The sequence below is a fragment of the Shimazuella soli genome (assembly GCF_022511585.1).
GTDB classification, from domain to species: domain Bacteria; phylum Bacillota; class Bacilli; order Thermoactinomycetales; family Thermoactinomycetaceae; genus Shimazuella; species Shimazuella soli.
In genome coordinates this window covers 38347-60856 of record NZ_JAKWBN010000013.1, presented here as the reverse complement: position 1 = coordinate 60856, position 22510 = coordinate 38347, and the positions used below count along the sequence as shown (strand labels likewise).

At 37.5% G+C, this 22510-nt stretch carries 20 protein-coding genes; 10 read left to right on the top strand and 10 right to left on the bottom strand.

Going from position 1 to position 22510, the window contains the following annotated elements; all coding sequences use genetic code 11:
• A partial coding sequence (locus MK805_RS17295) for an IS3 family transposase (protein WP_240877173.1) occupies window positions 1-89 on the top strand: 89 nt, incomplete at its 5' end.
• Between the two features lie 63 nt (window positions 90-152).
• Here MK805_RS17295 and fabV read toward each other — a convergent pair.
• Window positions 153-1343: an enoyl-ACP reductase FabV gene (gene fabV / locus MK805_RS17290; RefSeq protein WP_240877170.1), complete on the bottom strand. Its 1191-nt coding sequence runs from the start codon at window positions 1341-1343 to the stop codon at window positions 153-155.
• 282 nt (window positions 1344-1625) lie between these two features.
• On the opposite strand from fabV, the gene MK805_RS17285 reads away from it, so the two are divergent.
• Entirely contained in the window at window positions 1626-2789 is a 1164-nt protein-coding gene (locus tag MK805_RS17285) for an MFS transporter (RefSeq protein WP_240877169.1), read from the top strand.
• A 92-nt stretch (window positions 2790-2881) separates the two neighbouring features.
• On the opposite strand, the gene MK805_RS17280 is transcribed toward MK805_RS17285, so the two are convergent.
• Complete coding sequence (locus MK805_RS17280; protein ID WP_240877168.1) at window positions 2882-3562, bottom strand: serine/threonine protein kinase; 681 nt, start codon at window positions 3560-3562, stop codon at window positions 2882-2884.
• Between the two features lie 204 nt (window positions 3563-3766).
• On the opposite strand from MK805_RS17280, the gene MK805_RS17275 reads away from it, so the two are divergent.
• Window positions 3767-4330 (top strand): class I SAM-dependent methyltransferase, encoded by a 564-nt coding sequence (locus tag MK805_RS17275; RefSeq protein ID WP_240877167.1) that lies wholly within the window; start codon window positions 3767-3769, stop codon window positions 4328-4330.
• Here MK805_RS17275 and MK805_RS17270 read toward each other — a convergent pair.
• Both MK805_RS17270 and MK805_RS17265 read right to left on the bottom strand, forming a co-directional pair.
• Entirely contained in the window at window positions 4320-5081 is a 762-nt protein-coding gene (locus tag MK805_RS17270) for an MBL fold metallo-hydrolase (protein ID WP_240877166.1), read from the bottom strand. The genes MK805_RS17275 and MK805_RS17270 overlap by 11 nt on opposite strands.
• Window positions 5082-5307: 226 nt before the next feature.
• Entirely contained in the window at window positions 5308-5835 is a 528-nt protein-coding gene (locus MK805_RS17265) for an HAD-IIIA family hydrolase (RefSeq protein ID WP_240877165.1), read from the bottom strand.
• Between the two features lie 475 nt (window positions 5836-6310).
• On the opposite strand from MK805_RS17265, the gene MK805_RS17260 reads away from it, so the two are divergent.
• A complete protein-coding gene (locus MK805_RS17260; protein WP_240877164.1) occupies window positions 6311-6526 on the top strand; it encodes a helix-turn-helix domain-containing protein in 216 nt (71 codons plus the stop codon).
• A gap of 684 nt (window positions 6527-7210) precedes the next feature.
• Here MK805_RS17260 and MK805_RS17255 read toward each other — a convergent pair.
• Window positions 7211-7681 carry a nuclear transport factor 2 family protein gene (locus MK805_RS17255; protein WP_240877163.1) on the bottom strand — a complete coding sequence of 157 codons (471 nt, stop codon included), beginning with the start codon at window positions 7679-7681 and terminating at the stop codon, window positions 7211-7213.
• A 228-nt stretch (window positions 7682-7909) separates the two neighbouring features.
• Here MK805_RS17255 and MK805_RS17250 point away from each other — a divergent pair, with 228 nt between their 5' ends.
• Entirely contained in the window at window positions 7910-9217 is a 1308-nt protein-coding gene (locus MK805_RS17250) for a hemolysin family protein (RefSeq protein WP_240877162.1), read from the top strand.
• A 1013-nt stretch (window positions 9218-10230) separates the two neighbouring features.
• On the opposite strand, the gene MK805_RS17245 is transcribed toward MK805_RS17250, so the two are convergent.
• The 4 genes from MK805_RS17245 to MK805_RS17230 form a co-directional block, all read right to left on the bottom strand.
• Window positions 10231-11013, bottom strand: a complete 783-nt coding sequence (locus MK805_RS17245) for an SDR family NAD(P)-dependent oxidoreductase (RefSeq protein ID WP_240877161.1) — start codon at window positions 11011-11013, stop codon at window positions 10231-10233.
• A gap of 47 nt (window positions 11014-11060) precedes the next feature.
• Window positions 11061-12128 carry a sensor histidine kinase gene (locus MK805_RS17240; protein ID WP_240877160.1) on the bottom strand — a complete coding sequence of 356 codons (1068 nt, stop codon included), beginning with the start codon at window positions 12126-12128 and terminating at the stop codon, window positions 11061-11063.
• 11 nt (window positions 12129-12139) lie between these two features.
• Window positions 12140-12823 carry a response regulator transcription factor gene (locus MK805_RS17235; RefSeq protein WP_240877159.1) on the bottom strand — a complete coding sequence of 228 codons (684 nt, stop codon included), beginning with the start codon at window positions 12821-12823 and terminating at the stop codon, window positions 12140-12142.
• 90 nt (window positions 12824-12913) lie between these two features.
• Window positions 12914-13495 (bottom strand): YdhK family protein, encoded by a 582-nt coding sequence (locus MK805_RS17230; protein WP_240877158.1) that lies wholly within the window; start codon window positions 13493-13495, stop codon window positions 12914-12916.
• Between the two features lie 401 nt (window positions 13496-13896).
• Between MK805_RS17230 and MK805_RS17225 the strand changes: the two genes are divergently transcribed.
• The 4 genes from MK805_RS17225 (at window position 13897) to odhB (ending at window position 20461) form a co-directional block, all read left to right on the top strand.
• Window positions 13897-15117, top strand: coding sequence for a Tm-1-like ATP-binding domain-containing protein (locus tag MK805_RS17225; RefSeq protein ID WP_240877157.1), 1221 nt, complete (start codon window positions 13897-13899; stop codon window positions 15115-15117).
• Window positions 15118-15119: 2 nt separating this feature from the next.
• A complete protein-coding gene (locus tag MK805_RS17220; RefSeq protein WP_240877156.1) occupies window positions 15120-15950 on the top strand; it encodes a phosphoenolpyruvate hydrolase family protein in 831 nt (276 codons plus the stop codon).
• Between the two features lie 441 nt (window positions 15951-16391).
• Complete coding sequence (locus tag MK805_RS17215; RefSeq protein ID WP_240877155.1) at window positions 16392-19199, top strand: 2-oxoglutarate dehydrogenase E1 component; 2808 nt, start codon at window positions 16392-16394, stop codon at window positions 19197-19199.
• 26 nt (window positions 19200-19225) lie between these two features.
• Entirely contained in the window at window positions 19226-20461 is a 1236-nt protein-coding gene (odhB, locus tag MK805_RS17210) for a 2-oxoglutarate dehydrogenase complex dihydrolipoyllysine-residue succinyltransferase (protein ID WP_240877154.1), read from the top strand.
• Window positions 20462-20530: 69 nt separating this feature from the next.
• Here the strand turns inward: odhB and fumC are convergent, their stop codons facing one another.
• Window positions 20531-21994: a class II fumarate hydratase gene (fumC, locus tag MK805_RS17205; RefSeq protein WP_338057530.1), complete on the bottom strand. Its 1464-nt coding sequence runs from the start codon at window positions 21992-21994 to the stop codon at window positions 20531-20533.
• Window positions 21995-22115: 121 nt separating this feature from the next.
• Here fumC and MK805_RS17200 point away from each other — a divergent pair, with 121 nt between their 5' ends.
• Window positions 22116-22469, top strand: coding sequence for a L,D-transpeptidase (locus tag MK805_RS17200; protein ID WP_420833104.1), 354 nt, complete (start codon window positions 22116-22118; stop codon window positions 22467-22469).
• Window positions 22470-22510: the final 41 nt, after the last annotated feature.

The following is a 22510-nucleotide window of genomic DNA, read 5'->3' as shown; positions in this document are numbered from 1 at the left end:
ACTACTACAACAACAAACGGATAAAACAAAAACTGGCTGGTATGAGCCCTGTTCAATACAGGATTCATTCCAACCAGCTTGCGGCTTAATTTTTAGTTCAACTTTTGGGGTTCAGTACAAAGACTCCCGTAATAGGGAGTCTTTTGGTAAAATCACTCAGCAATACTTGGAATACTTTTCACAACATCTATTTCAGCTTCATAGTCAACTTCGGGTTGATCAAAACCGAACAACTGGAAAAATTCTTTACGATATCCTTCAATATCAGAGATCTCCTTAAGATTATCTGTCGTCAGTTGATCCCATAGTTTGGAAATTTGTTCTTGCACAGAATCTTTCATTTCCCAGTCATCCAAACGAATACGTCCTTGTTCATCTAATGGTGTCTCACCAGCATATAAGCGATCATCAAAAAGCCGATACATTTGCTCAATACAACCTTCATGCAAATTCTGATCTTTCATCACTTTATAGAGAAGAGATATATACAATGGTACTACAGGGATTGCAGAACTGGATTGGGTAACTAGTGCTTTGTTAATCGATACATAAGCATGTCCACCAATTTGATTTAATTCCTCTTGAATCGTCTTTGCAGTTGCTTCCAAATCGTTCTTAGCTTGACCTATTGTTCCTTCCCGATAAATTGCTTGCGTCACTTTAGGTCCGATGTAAGAATAAGCAACTGTTTTCGCACCGGAAGCCAAGACCCCAGCTTCTTGCAAAGCCTGCATCCAGAAGTGCCAATCTTCTCCACCCATCACGGCAATTGTATGCTTAATTTCCTCTTCTGTTGCTGGATCAATTGTGATTTCAGAGACTTCCCCATTGTGAAAGTCTACCGTTTTATTTGTAAATGGCTCTCCAATTGGTTTGATAACAGAATTAAATTTTTCTCCTGTTTTTGGGTGTACACGTACCGGAGAAGCGAGACTGTATACAACTAAATCTACTCGCCCCAAATCCCGTTTGATCAAGTCGATGGTTTGTTGCTTGATCTCATCAGAAAAAGCATCTCCATTAATACTTTTCGCATATATTCCAGCTTCATTTGCTGCTTCTTCAAATGCAATTGTATTGTACCAACCCGCAGTTGCGGTACGTTTTCCTGATGCTGGTCGTTCAAAGAATACTCCAATTGTACTCGCTCCTGAACCAAAAGCAGCAGTGATACGGGATGCTAAACCGTATCCTGTAGAAGCACCGATTACCAGTACATTTTTTGGTCCTTCTATTTTATTTTGTTTTTTTACATAACTAATTTGTTCTTGCACGTTTTTTGCGCACCCTTCAGGATGTGCAGTAGTACAAATAAATCCACGAAATTTTGGTTTTACGATCATCTTATTTAATCCTCTCTCATTCAATTTTGATATGTAGATAAAATTAAGACCTAGTACTAATTTCTATTATAGTATACCGAAAAACCATCAAGTTGACAGCAAAAACATCGTACCTTGATTTCATAATAGATTCAAGTTTCCACCAAAATGATATGATAAACATAATACGAAAGGAGAAAAACATGAGGAACATACGCCCACCCAACTAAAAATTAATCCCCCACCTATCTCGTCCTCCTCCCTTTTGAATGGTTTATCCATCATCAAAAGGAGGAAAAAGGGATGCAAAATGTTTGGAAACTAAGATTTTTTTGTTTTTTTCAATCGTTCATACCAGCTTATGTCATCGAACGATTGTTTTGGGAACAAAGAGGAGTAACTGTTCAACAAGTCATCTATACAGAAATTCTCTATGCTCTGACTATTTTAATCTTGGAAATACCAACAGGAGTTTTAGCAGACCTATGGGGTCGAAAAAAGATGCTTGTGGTTGGTGCTCTATTGTGCTGTTTTGAATTTTTTCTCTTAATTTACGCTACACAGTTTTGGCATTTTGTTATTGTCGTAATATTAACAGGTGTTAGTTACTCTTTCCAAAGTGGATCGGAAAATGCGCTTTTATATGAATCTCTACAAGAAAGAAGACAGGAATACCTGTTCGAAAAAGAAATAGGTATGATGGAAGTGAGTCAACTCATAGGGGCAATTTTAGGAGCCTTGAGTGGTAGTTGGTTAGCAAACACTCATCCTTTGGAGATAAATTACTGGATTTCTTTCGTCAGTAGCCTAGTTGCTTTTGGTGTCTCTTGTTTATTTATAGAACCAAAGGTAACAAGATCTACTTCCCTTCCACCTTCTATTTGGGTTTATACAAAGTCCTCTTTGCTCTTTTTTCGAAGCAAACCACATGTGTTAGTTATTATCTCTGCGGGCATGGTCTTGGGAGCTAGTTTAAATTTTATTCATGAATTTTGGCAGCTCTATCTCTCTGAACTGCAAATTCCAATTGCTTACTTTGGCCTGTTTTCGGCTAGTTGCATGCTTCTACAAATACCTGGATACTTGTTCGTTCCTCTGATGCAAAAACATTTCCATCCAACATCCATCTTAATCTTTATCCAAACCATATTTATTTTTGGATTCGCCTATATTTCACTTGTACACCATATTACAAGTTTAATCGTCTTTGGTTTATTATTTCTAGTTTCTGGCATGGTGGTTCCACTTGTTTCTGGATATCTCCATCATCGGATAGACGCAAATATGCGAGCTACCATTGATTCATTTCAATCACTAGGTACAAATATTGCCGTGATGGGAATAGGACTAGGATTTGGCCATTTCACTTCTGCCTCCAATATTTTTGGTGGATTTGGTTTTATTGCTTGTTTCTGTTTCCTTTTTCTATTTGTTTTTTCGTTTGCCACCCTTAAAAATCGAAGATAAGGAATCATTGTGCACAAAAATCGTGCACAACTGGCTAAAGCCATAAAGTTAAAAAAACAAAGCTACCCAATAAATGGGCAGCTTTGTTTTCCTTAGAAAGGAGAAAGATCTTTTAATTTTGAAAAAAACTGAACAAGATCTTCTTCTTGCTTGTACAACTTCTTCACAGTTTCTATTAAAAAAGTTGGAATTTGTCGTCCTTCTATTAAAGTATAGAATAGATGATAACCTTCAACCAAATGTTCCCACCGATAGTCATTTCCAGATTTCCGATATTCAGCAACATCGATTATTTTCGCATGGCCTTCTTGAAATATTACGTTTTCTAAATGGATATCTCTTGGATTTAACCCTTGTTTCCTTGCGTATTCACGGGCTTGCTCCACTTCTTCGATCACTTCTGGGTTTATCACAATACCTTGTTCTAAACATTGATAAAGAGTGGGTCCTTTCTCATAAGATAGTTTTAAAAAATTAGGACCCTTTTCATAGCAGGTTGCATATGTCATACAATCCTTTAATTGCTCATAAATCGAAAACTCAACTTCACATTTCCACTCTGCCTCTTCTACAAAAATCTTGTAAACTGTATCCGAGTCAGATTCATGCTGTACTACAGCCGCATCTGTACCTATTCCAATCACTTTGAAGGATTCGGGGATCTGTAGAATGTTTATTTTTGATGAATTGACCTTCTTTTCCAATTGAATTTCACTAATTTCTTCGATGATTGTATCTCCTTCAGTAGGGTCAGATTCCATACTAATTTTCATTCTCCCTTATGGTTTAAAATAGGAATGGACCTATTCAGTTTGATTGTCCACTTTTTTTGCTAAGCTTATCATATCATGAATAGAATATTTACTTAAAGATTGGAAAGGAAGGCATCTTATTGGTTAAAAGAAAATATGCAGACAGACCTGACTAAGGTAATAGATAATATTTCCCTCTGAAAATCTTCCTATGAGGTGAGGAAAATGAAATCTTCTTCTATCCGTATTGTTATCGGGGCTAGTTCTTACCGAAATAATCCTGATTGGATACATACTCAAAAAGACGATTTAGATCTTCTTAATCGAGGTCACTGGCTAGAACAATTTGAAAAAAATAATATCTCAGCTATCTTAGCAGAACATGTATGGGAGCATCTAACATATGAACAAGGAATACAAGCTGCTACAACTTGTTTTGAGTTTTTGAAACCTGGCGGCTACATCCGATGTGCTGTTCCAGATGGAAATTTTCCGGATCAAATGTATCAACAGCTTGTCCAAATAGGTGGACCTGGGCCAAAAGACCACCCTGCTGCTACTCACCAAATCGTATTTACCTACCAAACATTACAAAAAATGTTTCATACAGCTGGATTCCAAACTAAATTATTAGAGTATTGCGATGAAAATGGTCATTTTCATCATTATCCTTGGAATCCAAATGATGGAGTTATCTATCGATCTTTTCCGTTTGATCATCGGAATCAAAAGGGTAAATTAGGTTTCGTATCCTTAATCTTAGACGCCATAAAGCCACTTAGAGCATAATACACATCCCGTCTTTTCCAAACCAAACACCTTCTGGCAAAATATTTTTTGTGATATCAATATTGTGTGACATATGAGTTAAAATCAGTTTCTCTGGTTGTAGCTTTTCTCTTAGTAATAAAGCCTCTCTTACATCATAAATAGACCGTTTATATTGAAATGGATAATTGGATTCATCTAGGTAAGAAGCACCTAAAATTAATAGGGAGAGGTGATAGAATGGTACCATTTGCTCAGTAGTCATGTTTATAACATCGGACACATAAGCCCAACTACTCGTTTGATTGGAAAATCTTATGCCATAAGAGTAACCATTGTTTCCATGATTCACACGATGAAAAGAAATATGCACACCATCTACATCCATTTGATGAAGAGGAGTGAAAAATATATTTCTTTTTGGTGTAAGGTAGGGATATCGTTGTTTCAAAATATCTATGACATCAGGAGGACTGATAATGGTCAACTTCGATTCGTGCCAAAAACATAAATCCGCAAGATCACCTAATCCAGCTATGTGATCATTATGTGCATGGGTGATACAAAGGATATCAGGAATACAGAGATCACCATCAATAAATTGTTGGCGAAAGTCTGGTGAAGCATCAACTAATATTTTTCGGCTCGTATGAATAAAAACGCTAGGCCTACTTCTTTTATTGTCTGTGCTTTTGCATACAGCACAACTACACAACATTCTCGGTACTCCTTGAGAATCACTAGTTCCTAAAAATTGTATCTTGGTTTCCATAGTTCTCTCCTCAGTTAAGATGCTTGACTCACTTAAAAGGAAGTGAAACAGTTTTAAATTAGCAAACAGTACAACGCGTACTGATAAACGCTGGACATATACATCTTGAACAATCCACAGAAGTTACAGAATCCAAGCTTACCAACTACATGGAATGAGGGGCAAAAACGTTAACTCAACTACAACAAACATTAGCAGCAAAAGAAATGTCCTTTGCAAGAGATGATTAATCTTGCTCTAAAATCCATTGCACAGCATCTTCTAAGTTATTAGCTATATAGTCAGGTTCTATTTCCATCCATTTATGTCGATATTCCCTTAATGCCTCCATCCCAGCACCTGTCCGTACAAGAATGCAATGACATCCCATTCGATTTCCTGCTACCATATCTGACCAGCGATCTCCGATAACAAAACATTCATCCCAGTTCAATTGGTAATCTTTCGCTGCCTGCTCTAATAAACCTGTACCAGGTTTCCGACAAGTACATCCTGTTTCTGGTTTATGAGGACAAATATATAGTGCATCAAATCCAAATGATGCTAATTCTTTCTCAAACATCCCAAGCTGTGCCTCACCTCTTTCAATCCCAGGTTGATTCGTAAAAGTAAAAACGAAGAAACCTGCTTGTTTTAGAAAGTGTATACACTTAAGTGTATATGGAAATAAAATAAACTCACCAGGATATTGAACAGTTTTTCCTCCTCCTATTGTTCCATCACGATCCAAGAAGACTGCCTTGTGACTTTGCATGTCACCACTCCTCTTCATTTTTTATTCAAGTTAAACTACCTTCACAGCGTAAATCTAGTTAGAAAGCAGAAAAACTACTCAAGAAAGAGTAGTTTTTCTGCTTTCATTCATTACGGATTAACCATTCAACTCGTAGAAAATCGAATTTCTGTTCTGTTACTGAGAAGAGTTATTTTTATACCTATGAGAACATATAACAAACATGTATATCAATTTATCATTCGCGAAGATGCAGTAAAGCTATATCTAGAAGGGAGTTGAATTTGCAGCATATCATTAGCCATCCGTAGTCACTACTATGATTACTTTGGGTAGATCAAGTTCCCCATGGCTCAATATCTTTCAAAACATTCTCATCCTTTCGTTGATTCTGGTTTCAGATTATACTATATAGTATGCAATAATCAACGCTCCAGCACTTATTTTTTGCACTATTACACAAAAAAATTGTTCTTCAGCACAAAGGAGAGTACATATGATATCATTTAAACCCCTTCGTATGTGGATGGCAGGTGAAGGAAAAGAAAAAACAGACCTAGCGAAAGATTTAGGCCTCAACGCCCGCACATACCAACGCATCTGGAAAGACGGGAATGTAACTACGGAAACAATTGATCGCATTTGTGAACACTATAACTTGCCTGTTGAAAAAGTTATTATCCGAATTCCAAATAAAAAAAAGGAACAATAAAAATGAGCGTATACCCTTCAGGTCTGCTCAGCTAGAGGTTAACGTCATATATTGGTAAATAATTTTTTAGGTTGTAAATTCACACTTACCACACTGCTCTATTATACCTAAAGTATGGATGCTAGTAAAATCTCTTTTAATGTAATACATATACAAAGAAAAGAATTTGGTTGAGTATTCCTATCAACTGATAGGATACCATGTAAATCACATGCCCAATGGCACTTTTCCTTCTTACAAAATGTCACATGGATATCCCAATCCTAATGTTCCACAATAGTCTTTTCTCCTCTAAAAAATTTACTAACAAAAGACAATCCCATTACAACAGCAATGATCATACAAGTCCAGAATAATAATCTATCTTGTTTATCGAATTGCTTTTTATCCAATTTCATCACCTATTTATTCTTTCTTATAAATTCGACTGGAACACTGATATCCATATTAATAATATAAATCACAAATAGAGCCTGTTGTAACAAAACTCAGTTCAACCGTGGGGCTCACGGGGTTAGCTTTGGTAATGAAGTAGTCTTAAGACTACCGTCCCAAGAATCCTACGGCTTCAGCCGTAAGGAGTGTCAATTCTGTAACAACTTCGAAAAAGATAATCATAACAGTATTTCTTTAACAAACTAAAAACCAACCTTACTTAAAAAATAGAGAGGTTGGTTTTTGTTTTTATTGTAGTTCCCCAATTACATTTCCTGATTTATCGATCTGTTTTGCTGATCGGATCACGGTAGATTTGAATTTCCATTGACCATCTTCTTTTTTCAGAGTATGTTCCGCTATGATGCGATTATTTTTAAATTGAGGATTATCGTTGCTATTAATCGTATCTTGTTCTACTTCAATCACAGCAGTATCACCATCAATAGAAATAACTTTAAACCTTTTCAGAGTTGCATGAAGATCAAAATTTTCAAACGCATTTTTCATTGTACTTTCCGTCTGAGTAATGACATTTGGATCAGCATCTTTCGACAACATACTCATATACTTCGTAAGATCCTTGTCATTCATAGCTTGAAAATTATCTTCAACTGTTTGCTTTAGTGCTGCCTCTTCCGAAGACTTTCCACAAGCAGCAGATAGAAATAATAACATCAAAATGAGTACGATACTTAACCTTCTGATCTGTTTCGTCATGATGACATCCTTTCTTATCTACAAAAAATCTTTGTTTTCGTATACATTTTATATTATAAGATATTATTTTTACATATTAAATTATGAATTGTCATCTATTTCAACCTTATTTTATCTCATACCTATTTTAATCAACCTTCAACCATTTATTTGGCTATTTTTATTTTCTACTATTCTTGTGTAAGATAAATGTATATGAAATAAACCGAGGAGAGACAAACTCAGAAAATGGACACCGTCACATCTACCATCTTAAATTTAGTCTTAGTTTTTATACTGGTACTATTAAATGGCTTTTTTGTCGCAGCAGAATTTGCATTGGTAAAAGTACGCACAACCCGCATTGCCCAAATCATGACCAAACGGGGAAAAATGGCCCAAACTGTTTTGAAAAACTTAGATGCTTATCTCTCCGCTACTCAACTTGGTATCACGCTCGCATCACTTGGACTAGGTTGGATCGGAGAACCCACACTTGCAAAAATATTAGAACCTTTCTTTCACTATTTTCATCTACCTGTATGGTTGAACCACACCATATCTTTCGTCATAGCCTTTTCAGTTATCACCTTTTTGCATATTGTTTTAGGCGAAATGGCTCCAAAATCATTAGCTATTCGCCGTTCTGAAACAACAACTTTATGGACGGTTACCCCACTACATTGGTTTTATATTGTATTTAAACCTTTCATTATTGCTTTAAATAGTTCAGCCAACTTTGTTCTTAAATGGCTCGGAATAGAACTACAAGATGATCATCAACAAGTACATACAGAAGAAGAAATTCGGATGGTAATCAAAGAAAGCCATAAAAGCGGCATTATTGATAAAGCAGAACTCACCCTCTTTGATAATGTATTTGAATTTACGGATCGCGTCGTACGTGAGATCATGGTGCCTCGCATCAAAATAATTGGGTTAGATATACGGGACTCCTCCGAAAAACATTTAGAAACCATACTTCATACAAAGTTAACCCGGTTCCCTATTTATGATGGAAATAAAGACCAGATTTTAGGAGTTGTTCTTCTTAGAGATTTCTTTGAAACAATAGTCAAAGAGAAAAGAAATATCCCAATCCAGTCACTTATGCGCCCTATACACTTCATTCCTGAAACAATTGAAATAAAAGATGCCTTTATGCAAATGCAAAAAGCAAAAAGTCACATGGCAATTGTAGTTGATGAGTATGGTGGTATATCTGGTTTAGTCACAATAGAGGATATCATCGAAGAAATATTTGGTGAAATTCAAGATGAATTCGATAACGAACGCCCTTTCTTTCAGGATACAGAAAAGGGAGTTTCGATTGAGGCTCGATTATTAATTGAAGATGTGAATAAATATTTTCACCTTCAGATAGACGATGATGAAAATGATACCATTGGTGGTTGGTTATTCTCTCAATTCGAAAGGATACCTAGTGTTGGGGAAGAATTAGTCTGGAGAAATACTACCTTTATTATTGAGAAAGTAAACAAACAGAGTATTGAACGTATCTTGGTGAAAAAAACAGAGGAAAAAAATATAAAGTAAAACTCTAGAAAAGAAGCTAGCAATTGCTAGCTTCTTTTCTACTTATATAGAGCTACAAAGAGCTAATTTACTGCGGCCAAACTCTAAACGAGTTGGCCTGGCTCCTACCTCGGAAGGGTGAAAAAGAAGTAGAGAAACCCGACCGTAAAGAAGCCTCCAAAGATGTATCCCCAAATTCGAGACACATTGGCACGCTCAAAGAGTACAGTCAGTGCCAAAAGCACCAAAAGCAAACTTATTTCGAAAATCATCATGGTACCACTCTCACTAAGGATAGCATCTTGTATTGTTATATTACAATTAAATAACTTAAAAAGCATTTAAAAAAATGAAGTTTTTATCTCTAAAAAATACATTTTAACTCCTTTTTCCTTATGTAAGATTGATCGGAATATTCAATTTTTATATACTATTGATACTCCCTCTTAATGAGGAAGACAACCGTCCCATTCCAGTGAAAGGAATGCGCATGCACAACGAACTCATACAAGTGGCTCGGGGGTTGGCAGAAAGCGGAGTATTCCTCTTCACCTTCAAGGAAGAAGAAGGCGTTCTTCGGTTCGTCGTTCCTGATGAGGAGGAGTACCTCACCCCGACAGAGCTAGACTTCGAGTCCGAAGGAGAACGTTTCACGAAACTCCTCGCTTCTCAAGTCTCTCAGAAGGATCTCTACAAGGAACGTGTGAAGAGCTACCTTCTGACCCTCAAGAGGAACAACATCAAAGCTTCATCCATGACGGTACGCTGTACTTTGTTACTCAGAACGAGGGTGAAGTCTCCTTCTTCACACATCTGGAAGCAAAGAAACTCACGCCGGACCAGCGATCTGCCATCCACACTTGGCACATGGTTCTGGGTGCATCGCAGCAGTAGGTCAACCTGCTGTTGGGGCTGGACGAATCGCATTCCATGTGATCCGTCCAACCTAGCTATATACAGGAAGCAACTATACAACAAAAAAGTGACTACTTATGCACATAGAGTCACTTTTTTGTTCTAAAACATTAGTACAATTACAAAACTCCTGAAACACCGCCATCGATATTGATCGATGTTCCCGTTACATAAGAGGCTGCATCTGATGCTAGGAAAGCAATCACTTTGGCAGCTTCCTCTGTCTCCCCAATACGACCAAGTGGAATTTGGTGCTCGGCTTTGGTCGAAAATTGTTCCCAGCTTAGTTCTGGTGCTTGTTGTTTCCATCGCTTTTCGATTTGATCACTGCGGATCAATCCAATACAAACGGTATTAACACGAATGTTATCATTCCCTAAATCTTTGCTCATCGCTTTCGTTAAAGCCATTCCTGCCGCCCTACTAACAGTTGTAGGTAAAGAAGATGCTGGAGGTGTTTTGGCAATAACTGCTGTTACATTTACAATCGCACCTCCTCCCGCTTGACGCATAAAAGGAATGGCATGCTGTGAACAATGGATAGCCCCAAATAACTTTAAATCCAGATCCTGCTGCCAAAGTTCTGTTTCTACTTGTTCAAAGGGATTTGCAGAAGAGGTACCCGCATTATTAATTAAGATATCAAATCGTCCAAAATGTTCAGCTGTTTGCTGTACGATTTTTTCACAGTCTTCTTTTTTCGCCATATCCGCTAGTAAATAATATACTTTACAACCTGTCCGCTGGTTGACTTGCTCTGCTGCTTCCTCTAGTGATGCTTGATTTCTAGCACAAATTGCTACATCAGCCCCTTCCTTAGCAAGTTGTATAGCTGTATGTAAACCAATCCCCTTGCTGCCGCCTGTAACTAACGCAACTTTACCCTTTAATCCTAGATCCATTTTCATACTCCTTTTCCTGTTTCCATACAATGTTAGATAAGATAGCTTCATTTAGCTGTAGGAATAGAAATCGTAACACTCGTTCCTTCTCCTACTTTGCTTTCTATCCTGATTATACCCTTATGAGCTTCCACTAATTTCTTTACAATAGCTAATCCGATTCCATTTCCGCCCAGCTTACGACTCCTTGACTTATCTACTCGATAAAAACGTTCAAAAACTCTCGCTAATTCAGCATCTGGTATACCTATACCGGTATCTTGGATTATTATCTTTACTTTCTTTTCTATTATGATAATTGAAATCGTAACTATACCACCAGAAGGTGTATAAGTTAGTGCATTAGTTAATAGATTGATAATGATTTGCGACATTCGATTTCGATCTACCCATACGATGGCTTGATGAGGTGCTTCTAATTTCCACCTTACTTGTTTTCGTTTAAAGTTCGCTTCCATTGAAATAAATATTTGCTTTACAATGTCCACTAAATTTTCTTCTTTACATTTTAGGCTAAAACCTGGAGATTCTACTTTGGTTAATTGCTCTAAATCTCCAACCAAATGTATCAAGCGATCCAATTCTTCTTGACAGGAGTGAATCCGTTCAGGTGTCGGCTTCCAAACCCCATCTTCGAATGCCTCCATATGGCTTTTTAATGTAGCTAATGGAGTACGAAGTTCATGTGCGATATCTGAAGTGAGATGCTGTCTTAGCACCTCATGTTCTTGTAGCTGAGAGGTCAATACATTTAATGCTTCCCCTAAATTGGCTACTTCATCATTACCTTTTACTTTCACTCGTGACTCCCAATTACCTTTGATCATCTGTTCTGCTACATGTCTCATTTCTGTCAAGGGAGAAGAAATCCGATTTGCTATGTAATAACTGACCAAAACAGCTAAAAAAATAGTCCCAATTGCTGTCCATACAGTAGATTGAATGATCGCTTGCTCAAAATGGTAATCATAATAGATTTGATGTGAGTTTGGTAAAGGGAATTTTTTTTGATACATCGATACATGATGGTGCATCTCAATCAAATAAATGACACTTGCTAAAGCTACCATGACAGATGCCACAGTGATGAATGTCCATAATAATTTTTTTTTCATTTCTCCATAAGTTACCTTCCCATAAATCGATAACCTAAACCATAGACGGTAGTTAAATATCGAGGCTTCTTTGGGCTATCTTCTATTTTATGTCGTAAGTTTTTGACATGCTGATCAATGATTCGGTCATCGCCTTCATAATCAAACCCAAAAACTTTCCCAATCAATTCTTCCCTAGAGAAAGGTCGATTTGGATGACGTGCTAAAACAACTAGTAATTTGAATTCACCCGGTGTTAGATGAACCTCTTTTCCATGTTTTAAAACCATTTGCTTTCCCACGTCAATAACTAGTTCCCCATCTCGAAAAACCACTTTATTTGTTAGTAGATCATGTTTGGAACGTCGAAGAATTGCTTTTACCCTAGCCACTACTTCTTTTGGGCTAAAAGGCTTTATCACATAATCATCTGCTCCAATAGACAATCCTGTTATTCGATCTGATTCCGATACTTTGGCAGTTAGCATGAGAATTGGAATTGGAGATAATGCTCTTATCTGCTGGCAAATTATTTCACCAGAAACATCTGGCAGCATAAGATCGAGAATAACAAAATCCAATTGTACTTCATGAACAATATGCAATGCTTCTTTTCCATTTACTGCTTCTAACGTTTTAAATCCCGCTTGACCTAGATACGAGGCCAAAACGTCTCGAATTTTGTCCTCATCGTCTACAATTAGTACATTTTGCAAATTTAACCTACCCCTTCCTTCTATCTATTTCACTTACAAAGAGAAACAAGCCTGCTAACTGACAGACTTGTCACTTTTAAATATAAAATCTCAATTAGTTGAAAGTTCCTCTTCTGTTACCCACTTATGATTCTTTACCATTGGTCCGCCTGTTGTAGGAGTATAATCCACCATATATACGGTTGTCTTTTCCTCAGATTCAATAATAGCTGTTGCGCCTTGCATGCCTTTCATATGATCCGCATTTAGTTTTACTGCTGTTCCCTTTTTTAGGGGTTGGTTACTGGCATTTTGAATTTCCTCTTGGATTACCCATTTATGATCCTTTACAACTGGTCCACCTGTTGTAGGATTGTAAGAAACAATGTAAGCGGTTGTGTCATAAGCACCTACTATAGTAGCTATCGACCCTTTCATTCCTGTCATATGACTATCTAATATTCTAACTCTACTGCCAACCTTATATTTTGGATTTATGGCATTTTTTAATCCCTTAGGAAGTTCATCACTACTAGAGTGATCCATATTAGAATGATTCATTTGCGAATGATCCATTTCATGCTGTTTCGATTCAGTTGGATTTTTAACTGAAGTACTGTTTGATTGATCATTTGCACATCCACTGAGTATGAAAATGATAACAAGAGAGAAACACACAAAAGTTTTTTTCATATCCTCACACACCTTCTCGTAAATTCACACCTTCTAAATGACAAATAACCATTTATTAAAGACGATACCAAAAGATTGTGAGGATTTGATGAGAATGCGCAACAATACTTACAAGAGTATCGGCAAAACATATATTTGTTAACGCTCAAGCATTTTCCCACGAGAAACAAAACTTCATTTTATTATACGAATTTATTTTTATCATCTATTTATATTATTATTTATAATATTTTCCTGAAAACTTGTTATATTTAGTTAATTTTCCTTTTTTTGCTCTTTATATATGAAAATAGTTGTTTTAATAATATAATAATTACACCAAGAGCAACATTCTTGAATAATTGCGCATTTTTATTTTTACTACTATTTAATTACTCATTTTATCGGAGGAGGAGAAAACCGTGACTAAAACTGTAGCCATTATTGGAGCAATGGATACAAAAGGAAGCGATTATGCTTTTATCCAAAGTGAAATAGAACAAAGAGGTTACCGAACATTAATCATTAACACAGGAGTACTCGGTGAACCGACTTTAGAACCTGATATCCCAGCAAGCCAAGTTGCTAATGCTGGGGGCTCTAATCTAGAAGAACTCCGCAAACAAAGAGATAAATCAAAAGCTATGAATGTGATGACAAAAGGAATCGCTGTCATAATGAAAAAGTTATTTGAAAAAGGTCAAATTCATGCTGGCTTTTCAATGGGAGGAACGAATGGTACCATTATTGGCTCAGCTGGATTAAGAGAACTTCCCATTGGAATACCAAAAGTAATGGTTAGTACAGTAGCTGCTGGTGATACCCTTCCTTACGTTGGGTTTAGTGATGTAGTCATGTTCCCTTCCATTTTAGATGTTTCTGGATTAAATCGTGTAAGTGCTCAAATATATGCAAACGCTGTCGGAGCACTTGTCGGCATGCTTCAGACGGGTGTTCCCGAAATACCAAGCAGACCGATTATTACTGCTTCGATGTTCGGAAATACAACAACACTCGTAAACCGATGCAAAAACAAACTAGAAGAAAAAGGATTTGAAATCATGGTTTTTCATGCTACTGGAACTGGCGGGAAAACAATGGAGTCACTTATTGAAAAGGGTTTTATACGAGGTGTGCTAGATGTAACACCAACTGAGTTAGCAGATTATTTAGTTGGTGGTGTTTTAAGTGCGGGTCCAACGCGTTTAGATTCTGCAGCAAAAATAGGCATTCCCCAAGTAATAGCACCTGGGTGCCTTGACATGGTTAATTTTTGGGGAATAAATACCGTTCCTGATCGATTTAAAAATCGACAGCTCTACGAATGGAATTCCAATGTTACTTTGATGCGCACCACCCCCGATGAGAATCAAAGATTAGGCTCTCTGCTAGCAAAAAAATTAAATCAGGCAGCAGGACCTGTCGCTGTATTTTTACCTCTAAAAGGAATTTCCGAATTAGATTCTCCAGATGGACTATTTTGGAATCCAAATGCAAATGATGCTCTCTTTCAGACCATTAAAGATAAAATCCGCAACAATATACCCGTTTATGAGATAGATTGCAATATTAATGATGAAGAATTTTCTAATCGAATAACTGAAAAATTACTTGAATTTATTGAAGAAGAAATGAGGGACTAAAAATGCCATTTATCTTGCGTGATGAATCATTAAAAAAACTAGATGCTACCCTACAATCAAACAAACCTATCATTGGTTGTGGTGCAGGTAATGGAATGTCAGCGAAATTTGCAGAACGCGGTGGAGCTGATATCATCATCATTTATAACTCTGGTCGTTATCGGATGGCAGGACGAGGTTCTCTTGCCGGTCTCCTACCCTATGGAGATGCAAACGCAATTGTCATGGAAATGGCTGGCGAGGTCTTACCAATTGTACAATCTATTCCTGTACTCGCAGGTGTTTGTGGTACTGATCCATTCCGACAGATGCCCGTTTTTTTGCGGCAATTAAAAGAAACCGGTTTTGACGGGGTGCAAAATTTTCCAACAGTAGGATTGATTGATGGGGTCTTCCGCCAGAATTTAGAAGAGACAGGAATGGGATTTGATTTAGAAGTAGAAATGATCCGGCTTGCCCATGAGCTTGACTTACTTACATGTCCTTATGTATTTGATGAAGCACAAGCTATCGCAATGACAGAAGCAGGTGCTGATGTGTTGGTAGCCCATATGGGATTAACAACGAAAGGTTCAATAGGAGCTGAAACCGCTTTAACACTAGAAAAAGCTGCTGAGCGAATTCAAGCGATCCACGACTCAGCAAAAAAGATTAATCCATCGATCTTGATTTTATGTCATGGAGGACCTATTGCAGAACCATCGGATGTAGAAAAAATCTTTGAATTAACCAATGGAATTGCTGGTTTCTTTGGTGCTTCTAGTATTGAACGGCTAGCTACAGAAGTTGCGATTCAATCACAAGTAGAACAATTTAAAGCAACTGTAATTTAAGATTTAGACACTAACCCCACTTTTGATTGAAGAATCGAAAGTGGGGTTTTGATATGAATAACTAGAACTTTTTATAATCTCGTATAATAAGCTATAGACACTTCCACTAAATCCCAATATAACTGATAAACATCCCTTATAAAGGAAGTGTATACTAGAAATGAAGTTGAATTAGTCGTGATTGTAAAATATGAGTCCCCTCAGAATAAAGCTTTTTAAAAAAATAAAGACCAAACAGTACAATTGATTAGAAATTTTGTTAGAATTCTAGTTGAAAGGAAACGAAAAATGCATTTTCATGTCATTCCAAGAGCTATAATAATATGATGTGACAGCATTACTAACCTTTTACGCCAAAATAAGGATTAGCAGTGAGATTTCTGACCTTTATTTTGGTACATAATAGTTTTGAGAAATGTAAAAATAGGAGGAGCTATCCAAATGCCAAATGATCAAGCTAAAAAGGAGACACCATGGAAAGATTTGCATGGACCTAACTTGGCTTACATCTTAGGCCAGTATGAACAATACAACAAAGATCCAGAATCTGTAGACTCCACCTTAAAAGTTCTTTTTGAACAGTGGGGTTCTCCAGTCATGGTGGAGAACAACCAACCAACATTAGAGATGGAAACAGACGTAAAAAAGGTTATTTCAGCAGAAAAATTAGTGCAATATATCCGCACTTATGGTCATTTATCTGCAAATATTAATCCACTAGTAAAACAAGAACATGCTCTCCCTAACCATAATGAATATGGTTTGAATGAAGAAGATTTAAGTAAAATCTCAGCTGAATTAATTTGGACGGGTTCTACTGAACACGTATCCACTGCATTAGATGTAATTCATCATCTACAAAATGTTTATACAAAGTCGCTGGCGTATGAATTTAGCCATGTGCATAATCAAGAAGAACGAGAATGGCTTTATTCAAGTGTAGAAACGAAAAAATTCTATCCTGACTTTTCTACCGAAATACGATCAGAACTACTGAAAAGACTGATGGAAGTAGATGAATTTGAGAAGTTCTTGCAGCGTACATTTACTGGTCAAAAGCGTTTTTCCATAGAAGGTGTGGACATGTTAGTACCCATGATTGATGAACTGATTCGAACTAGTTCTCAAATGGGTGTTCGTCATGTCATGATGGGGATGGCTCACCGCGGTCGATTAAATGTACTAGCTCATATTCTTGGAAAACCATATGAAAAAATATTTTCCGAATTTCACCACTCCACCAACAAAGATATTGTTCCTTCTGAAGGATCCATGGGAATTAATTTTGGTTGGACTGGCGATGTGAAATACCACCTAGGTGGAGATCGAAATATAGATGGCAAAGACAGTTTTCATATCCGTTTAACCTTAGCCAATAACCCAAGCCATTTGGAATTTGTAAATCCTGTAGTGGAAGGATTTACTCGAGCAGCTCAAGAAGACCGAAGCCAACCAGGCTACCCTGTGCAAGATACAAGCAAAGCTATTGCGTTATTGATCCATGGAGATGCCGCCTTTCCTGGAGAAGGAGTAGTAGCAGAAACGCTAAACTTAAGCCAATTGACAGGATACCAAACAGGTGGAACCATCCATATTATCGCAAACAACCAGTTGGGCTTTACTACAGATACAAGAGATTCACGATCCACTGTTTACTCAAGTGATCTTGCCAAAGGTTTTGAAATCCCAATTGTCCATGTAAATGCGGATGATCCTGAAGCATGTCTAGCTGCGATTCGCCTTGCTTGCGAATATCGGACACGATTTCAAAAAGATTTCCTAATTGACCTGATAGGGTATCGTCGATTTGGGCACAACGAAATGGATGATCCAACCGTTACCCAACCACTCATGTATGAAATTATCCATAATCATCCTACTATCAGTGCACAATATGCAGAAAAACTAAGTTCTTCAAAGATAATCAAAGAAACGGACATAAAACAATGGCAAGACAACATAAGAGAAAAATTACAAGCTGCACATAAAAAAATGAAACAAGGCACCGATGTAGGATCAGATCACTACCCTAAATCAGAGTTAGAACCAGCAACAGAAATAAATACTGGCGTTTCGATTGAATTACTCAAAGAAATCAATCATTCTCTGTTAAAGAGACCTGAATCTTTTACCTCATATCCAAAATTAGAACGTACATTATCAAGACGTATCAACTTATTAGATGATGAAGAGAAAGTGGATTGGGCATTAGCAGAGACATTAGCATTTGCTACGATTTTAAATGAAGGTACAGCAATTCGCTTTACTGGTCAGGATACCGAAAGAGGAACATTCGCTCACCGACATCTTGTATTACATGATAGCAAAACAGGGAAAACATTTAGTCCATTGCATTCCATTCCACAAGTGAAAGCAGCTTTTGGAATCCACAATAGTCCGTTATCAGAGGCTTCCGTACTCGGATTTGAATATGGTTATAACTTTTTTGCACCAAAAACCCTCACTCTATGGGAAGCACAGTATGGAGATTTTGCCAATGCTGCACAAGTGATCATTGATCAATTCCTGTCAGCTGGACGTGCAAAATGGAGACAAGATTCTAGTTTAGTCATGTTGTTACCACACGGTTACGAAGGACAAGGTCCTGAACACTCTAGTGCACGCTTGGAACGCTATCTACAATTAGCTGCTGAAAATAATGTTGTCATCGCGAATTTAACAAGTGCAGCTCAATATTTTCATCTTTTGCGTCGTCAAGCTTCTATGATTGGAAAAGAAGAAGCTCGTCCTTTGATTTTAATGGCTCCTAAAAGCCTTATTCGGAGCAAACGAACGATTTCACCTAGTATCGAATTGGAAAACAGCTCCTTCCAAGCTATCAAAGAAGAAACGGACTTAGGAGAAAAAACCAATCGGGTAAAACGATTAGTTTTATGTAGCGGGAAAATTGCAATTGACCTATCAGCGGAACTAGAGGCATCTCAAGATCAAAAAGACTGGCTGCATATTATCCGTGTGGAACAATTATATCCGTATCCTAAAAAAGAAATCCAAGCAGTAATCGAACGTTTCAAAAATCTACAAGAAGTTGTGTGGGTACAAGAAGAACCGAAAAATATGGGCGCATGGACTTATATGGAACCTAAAATTCGAGAAACAGTATCTGATCATGTTTCCACCATTTATATCGGACGTCCAGATCGTTCAAGCCCAGCGACAGGAAAAGCAAATGTACATGATATCGAGCAGCAGCGAATTCTCACAGAAGCTTTGCATGTTGAACCATAATTGCTTAATTTCAGGAGGGACCAAACATGACTGAGGTCAAAGTACCAAATTTGGCAGAATCTATTACAGAAGGAACGATTTCGAACTGGGTAGTAAAAGAAGGAGATTATGTTAAACAAGGCGATATCTTACTAGAACTTGAAACAGATAAAGTAAACATGGAAATTTCGGCAGAACAAGCTGGGGTCGTTAAGAAAATCATCAAACAAGCAGGCGAAAATGTAGAAGTTGGAGAAGTAATCGCCCATCTTGATGAAAACGCTAGTACGGAAGCTACTTCTGAATCAAAAACTAGCGAAAGTTCAGAAGCCAAAACTCCTGCTCCCCAGACAAAGGAAGAAACGAAATCAACTCAATCCATTTCTGATAAACAAGATTCTAACAAAAAGAGAACAAACGCATCACCTGCAATGAGAAAATTGGCCAGAGAAAAAGGCGTAGATGTGGATGAACTTCAAGCTGAATTGTACAAAAAAGACGATGGAAACGATCAGAAAAGCACACAGCAGATCTCAGAGCCAACTTCCCCTGCACAAGAAGAAGTGAATACAAAACCTATAGAACGAAAAAGAATGACGCGTAGACAACAAACTATTGCAACTAATTTGGTACAATCACAACATAATGCAGCAATGCTCACTACCTTCAATGAAGTAGATATGACCAAGGTAATGGACATACGCAAAAGAAGAAAACAAGCATTTATCGAGAAACATGATATTAATTTAGGGTTTATGTCTTTTTTCAGCAAAGCAGTTGTCGGTGCCCTAAAAGCATTTCCAATTCTTAACTCCGAAATTGACGGACAAGATATTCTTTACAAAAAGTATTACGACATTGGAATAGCTGTAGCTAATGATGCAGGTCTAGTGGTTCCAGTTGTGAGAAATGTCGATTCTCTTACTTTCGTAGAAATAGAACGGCAAATTGCTTCATTAGCTAATAAAGCACGTACCAATAAATTAACATTAGATGAATTAAAAGGTGGTACGTTTACCATTACTAATGGAGGTGTATTTGGATCATTATTCTCTACTCCGATCCTCAATGCACCACAAGTAGGAATTTTAGGTATGCATACGATACAAAAAAGACCAGTCACCATAACTACAGCAGATGGTGATAAACTAGAACATCGTCCTATGATGTACATTGCTCTTTCTTATGATCACCGTATTGTAGATGGCAGAGAAGCTGTTGGCTTCTTAGCTACCGTAAAAAAACTAATTGAAGATCCAGAGTTGTTGTTATTAGAAGGATAAAAATCCAAATTAAAAGGGTCACACCATTTCTTGTCGCTAGAAACGGTGTGACCCTTCTTTTACATCTTTTTATTCTTTTAATCCTAAGTCTTCTCGAGGATTTCCTACCATTTTTGAAGGATGGATATGTTTATCGAATTCTTGTGCTGTAATAAAGCCACTAGCAATAGCTGCTTCACGCAGTGTTATATCTTCTATAAATGCTTTGTGTGCAATGGCAGAAGCCTTATCATAACCAATAAGTGGACTTAGAGAAGTAACCAACATGAGCGATTCATTTACATATTTCTCAATTCTTTGCTCGTTAAGGTGTATCCCATCGATACTGTATTTACGCCATTTTTCACATGCATCAGCAAGGATTCGACTGGAATGCAGCACATTTTTGGTAATAATTGGTCTCATTGTACTTAGTTCAAAATTCCCTTGTGAACCGGCAATAGCAACTGCATTGTCGTTACCAATTACTTGTATACATACCATTATCATAGCTTCTTCTTGGGTCGGATTCACCTTTCCAGGCATAATCGATGACCCAGGCTCATTTGCAGGTAGTCTTAGCTCATTAATCCCAGCTCTTGGCCCAGAACCGAGCCAACGGATATCATTGGCAATCTTCATGAGCGCTACTGCAAGTGCACGCACTGCTGAACTAGCATTTACCATTGCATCCAAAGATGCTTGGGCTGCAAATTTATTAGGTGCTGTAATAAATGGATGGCTAGTAAGCTTAGCGATCTCTTTCGCTATATTTATCCCAAAATCGGGAAGTGTGTTGATTCCCGTTCCTACTGCTGTCCCTCCGGCAGCAAGTTTATATAATCCAGACATAGAGTCTTTAACGAGCTGGAGAGCATCTCTTAATTGAGTGACATAACCAGACCATTCCTGTCCAACCGTCAGGGGTGTAGCATCTTGTAGATGTGTTCGACCTATCTTAACCACATCCACCCACTGCACAGCTTTCGTCCACATTTCTTTTATCAATGCTTCCACACAAGGAATCAGACGATTGGAGAATTCTAATACTGTAGCAATATGCATGGCAGTTTGAAACGTATCATTGGAAGACTGAGACATGTTAACATGATCATTCGGATGAATAGGGTATTTCGAGCCTAAAACCCCTCCTACCTTCTGGATAGCTCGATTGGAAATGACTTCATTTACATTCATGTTAGTTTGTGTGCCAGAACCTGTCTGCCAAACATACAATGGAAATTCCTCATCCAACTGACCTTCAATCACTTCATCGGCTACTTCCATAATTATCTCAGCTTTTTCTTTTGATAAAACACCAGCTACTCCATTTACTTTTGCTGCAGCTTTCTTCACATACCCATATGCATGATAAATCCCCAGAGGCATACGGTCATCTCCAATCGAGAAATGAATCAATGATCGCTGTGTTTGAGCTCCCCACAATTGATCTGCTGGTACTTTTACTTCTCCCATAGAATCAGTTTCAATGCGAAATTTCCCATCTTCAATCACATCACCTGCTGAATAAGCGCTATTTTCTTTCTCTTTCACAAAAATTCCTCCTTAAGTTTCATTGTCGGAACTCCTTTCTGCTATAACTTTTTCATTCAGTTCGTAATATCACCTTCGGGGCCTATGATCCATATACTAAGGTAAAAGGAGTGTGTTGGATTTGCCAAACATAGATATTTCCCTATCCAAAAGAAGGCTTTATTTATACAAAGGAACGAAACTCATAAAAAGTTATCCGATAGGAATTGGTAAAATGCTCACCAAAACTCCTATTGGCAATTACGTCATTATCAATAAAGTAACTTATCCCTACAGCAGACCAGGTGGTCCCCTTAGCCCTTATGGAACCTTATGGATGGGACTATCCCGCAAAGGTTACGGGATACATGGTACAAATCGTCCTTCTTCGATTGGTAAAATGGTATCAAAAGGGTGTATCCGTATGTACAATAAGGACGTAGAAGACCTCAGTCGAAAAGTTGGTATTGGTACACCTGTAACCATTCATAAATGAGAACTCTATCTTTACAGACACCACTTTTATTCTCCGTTTTC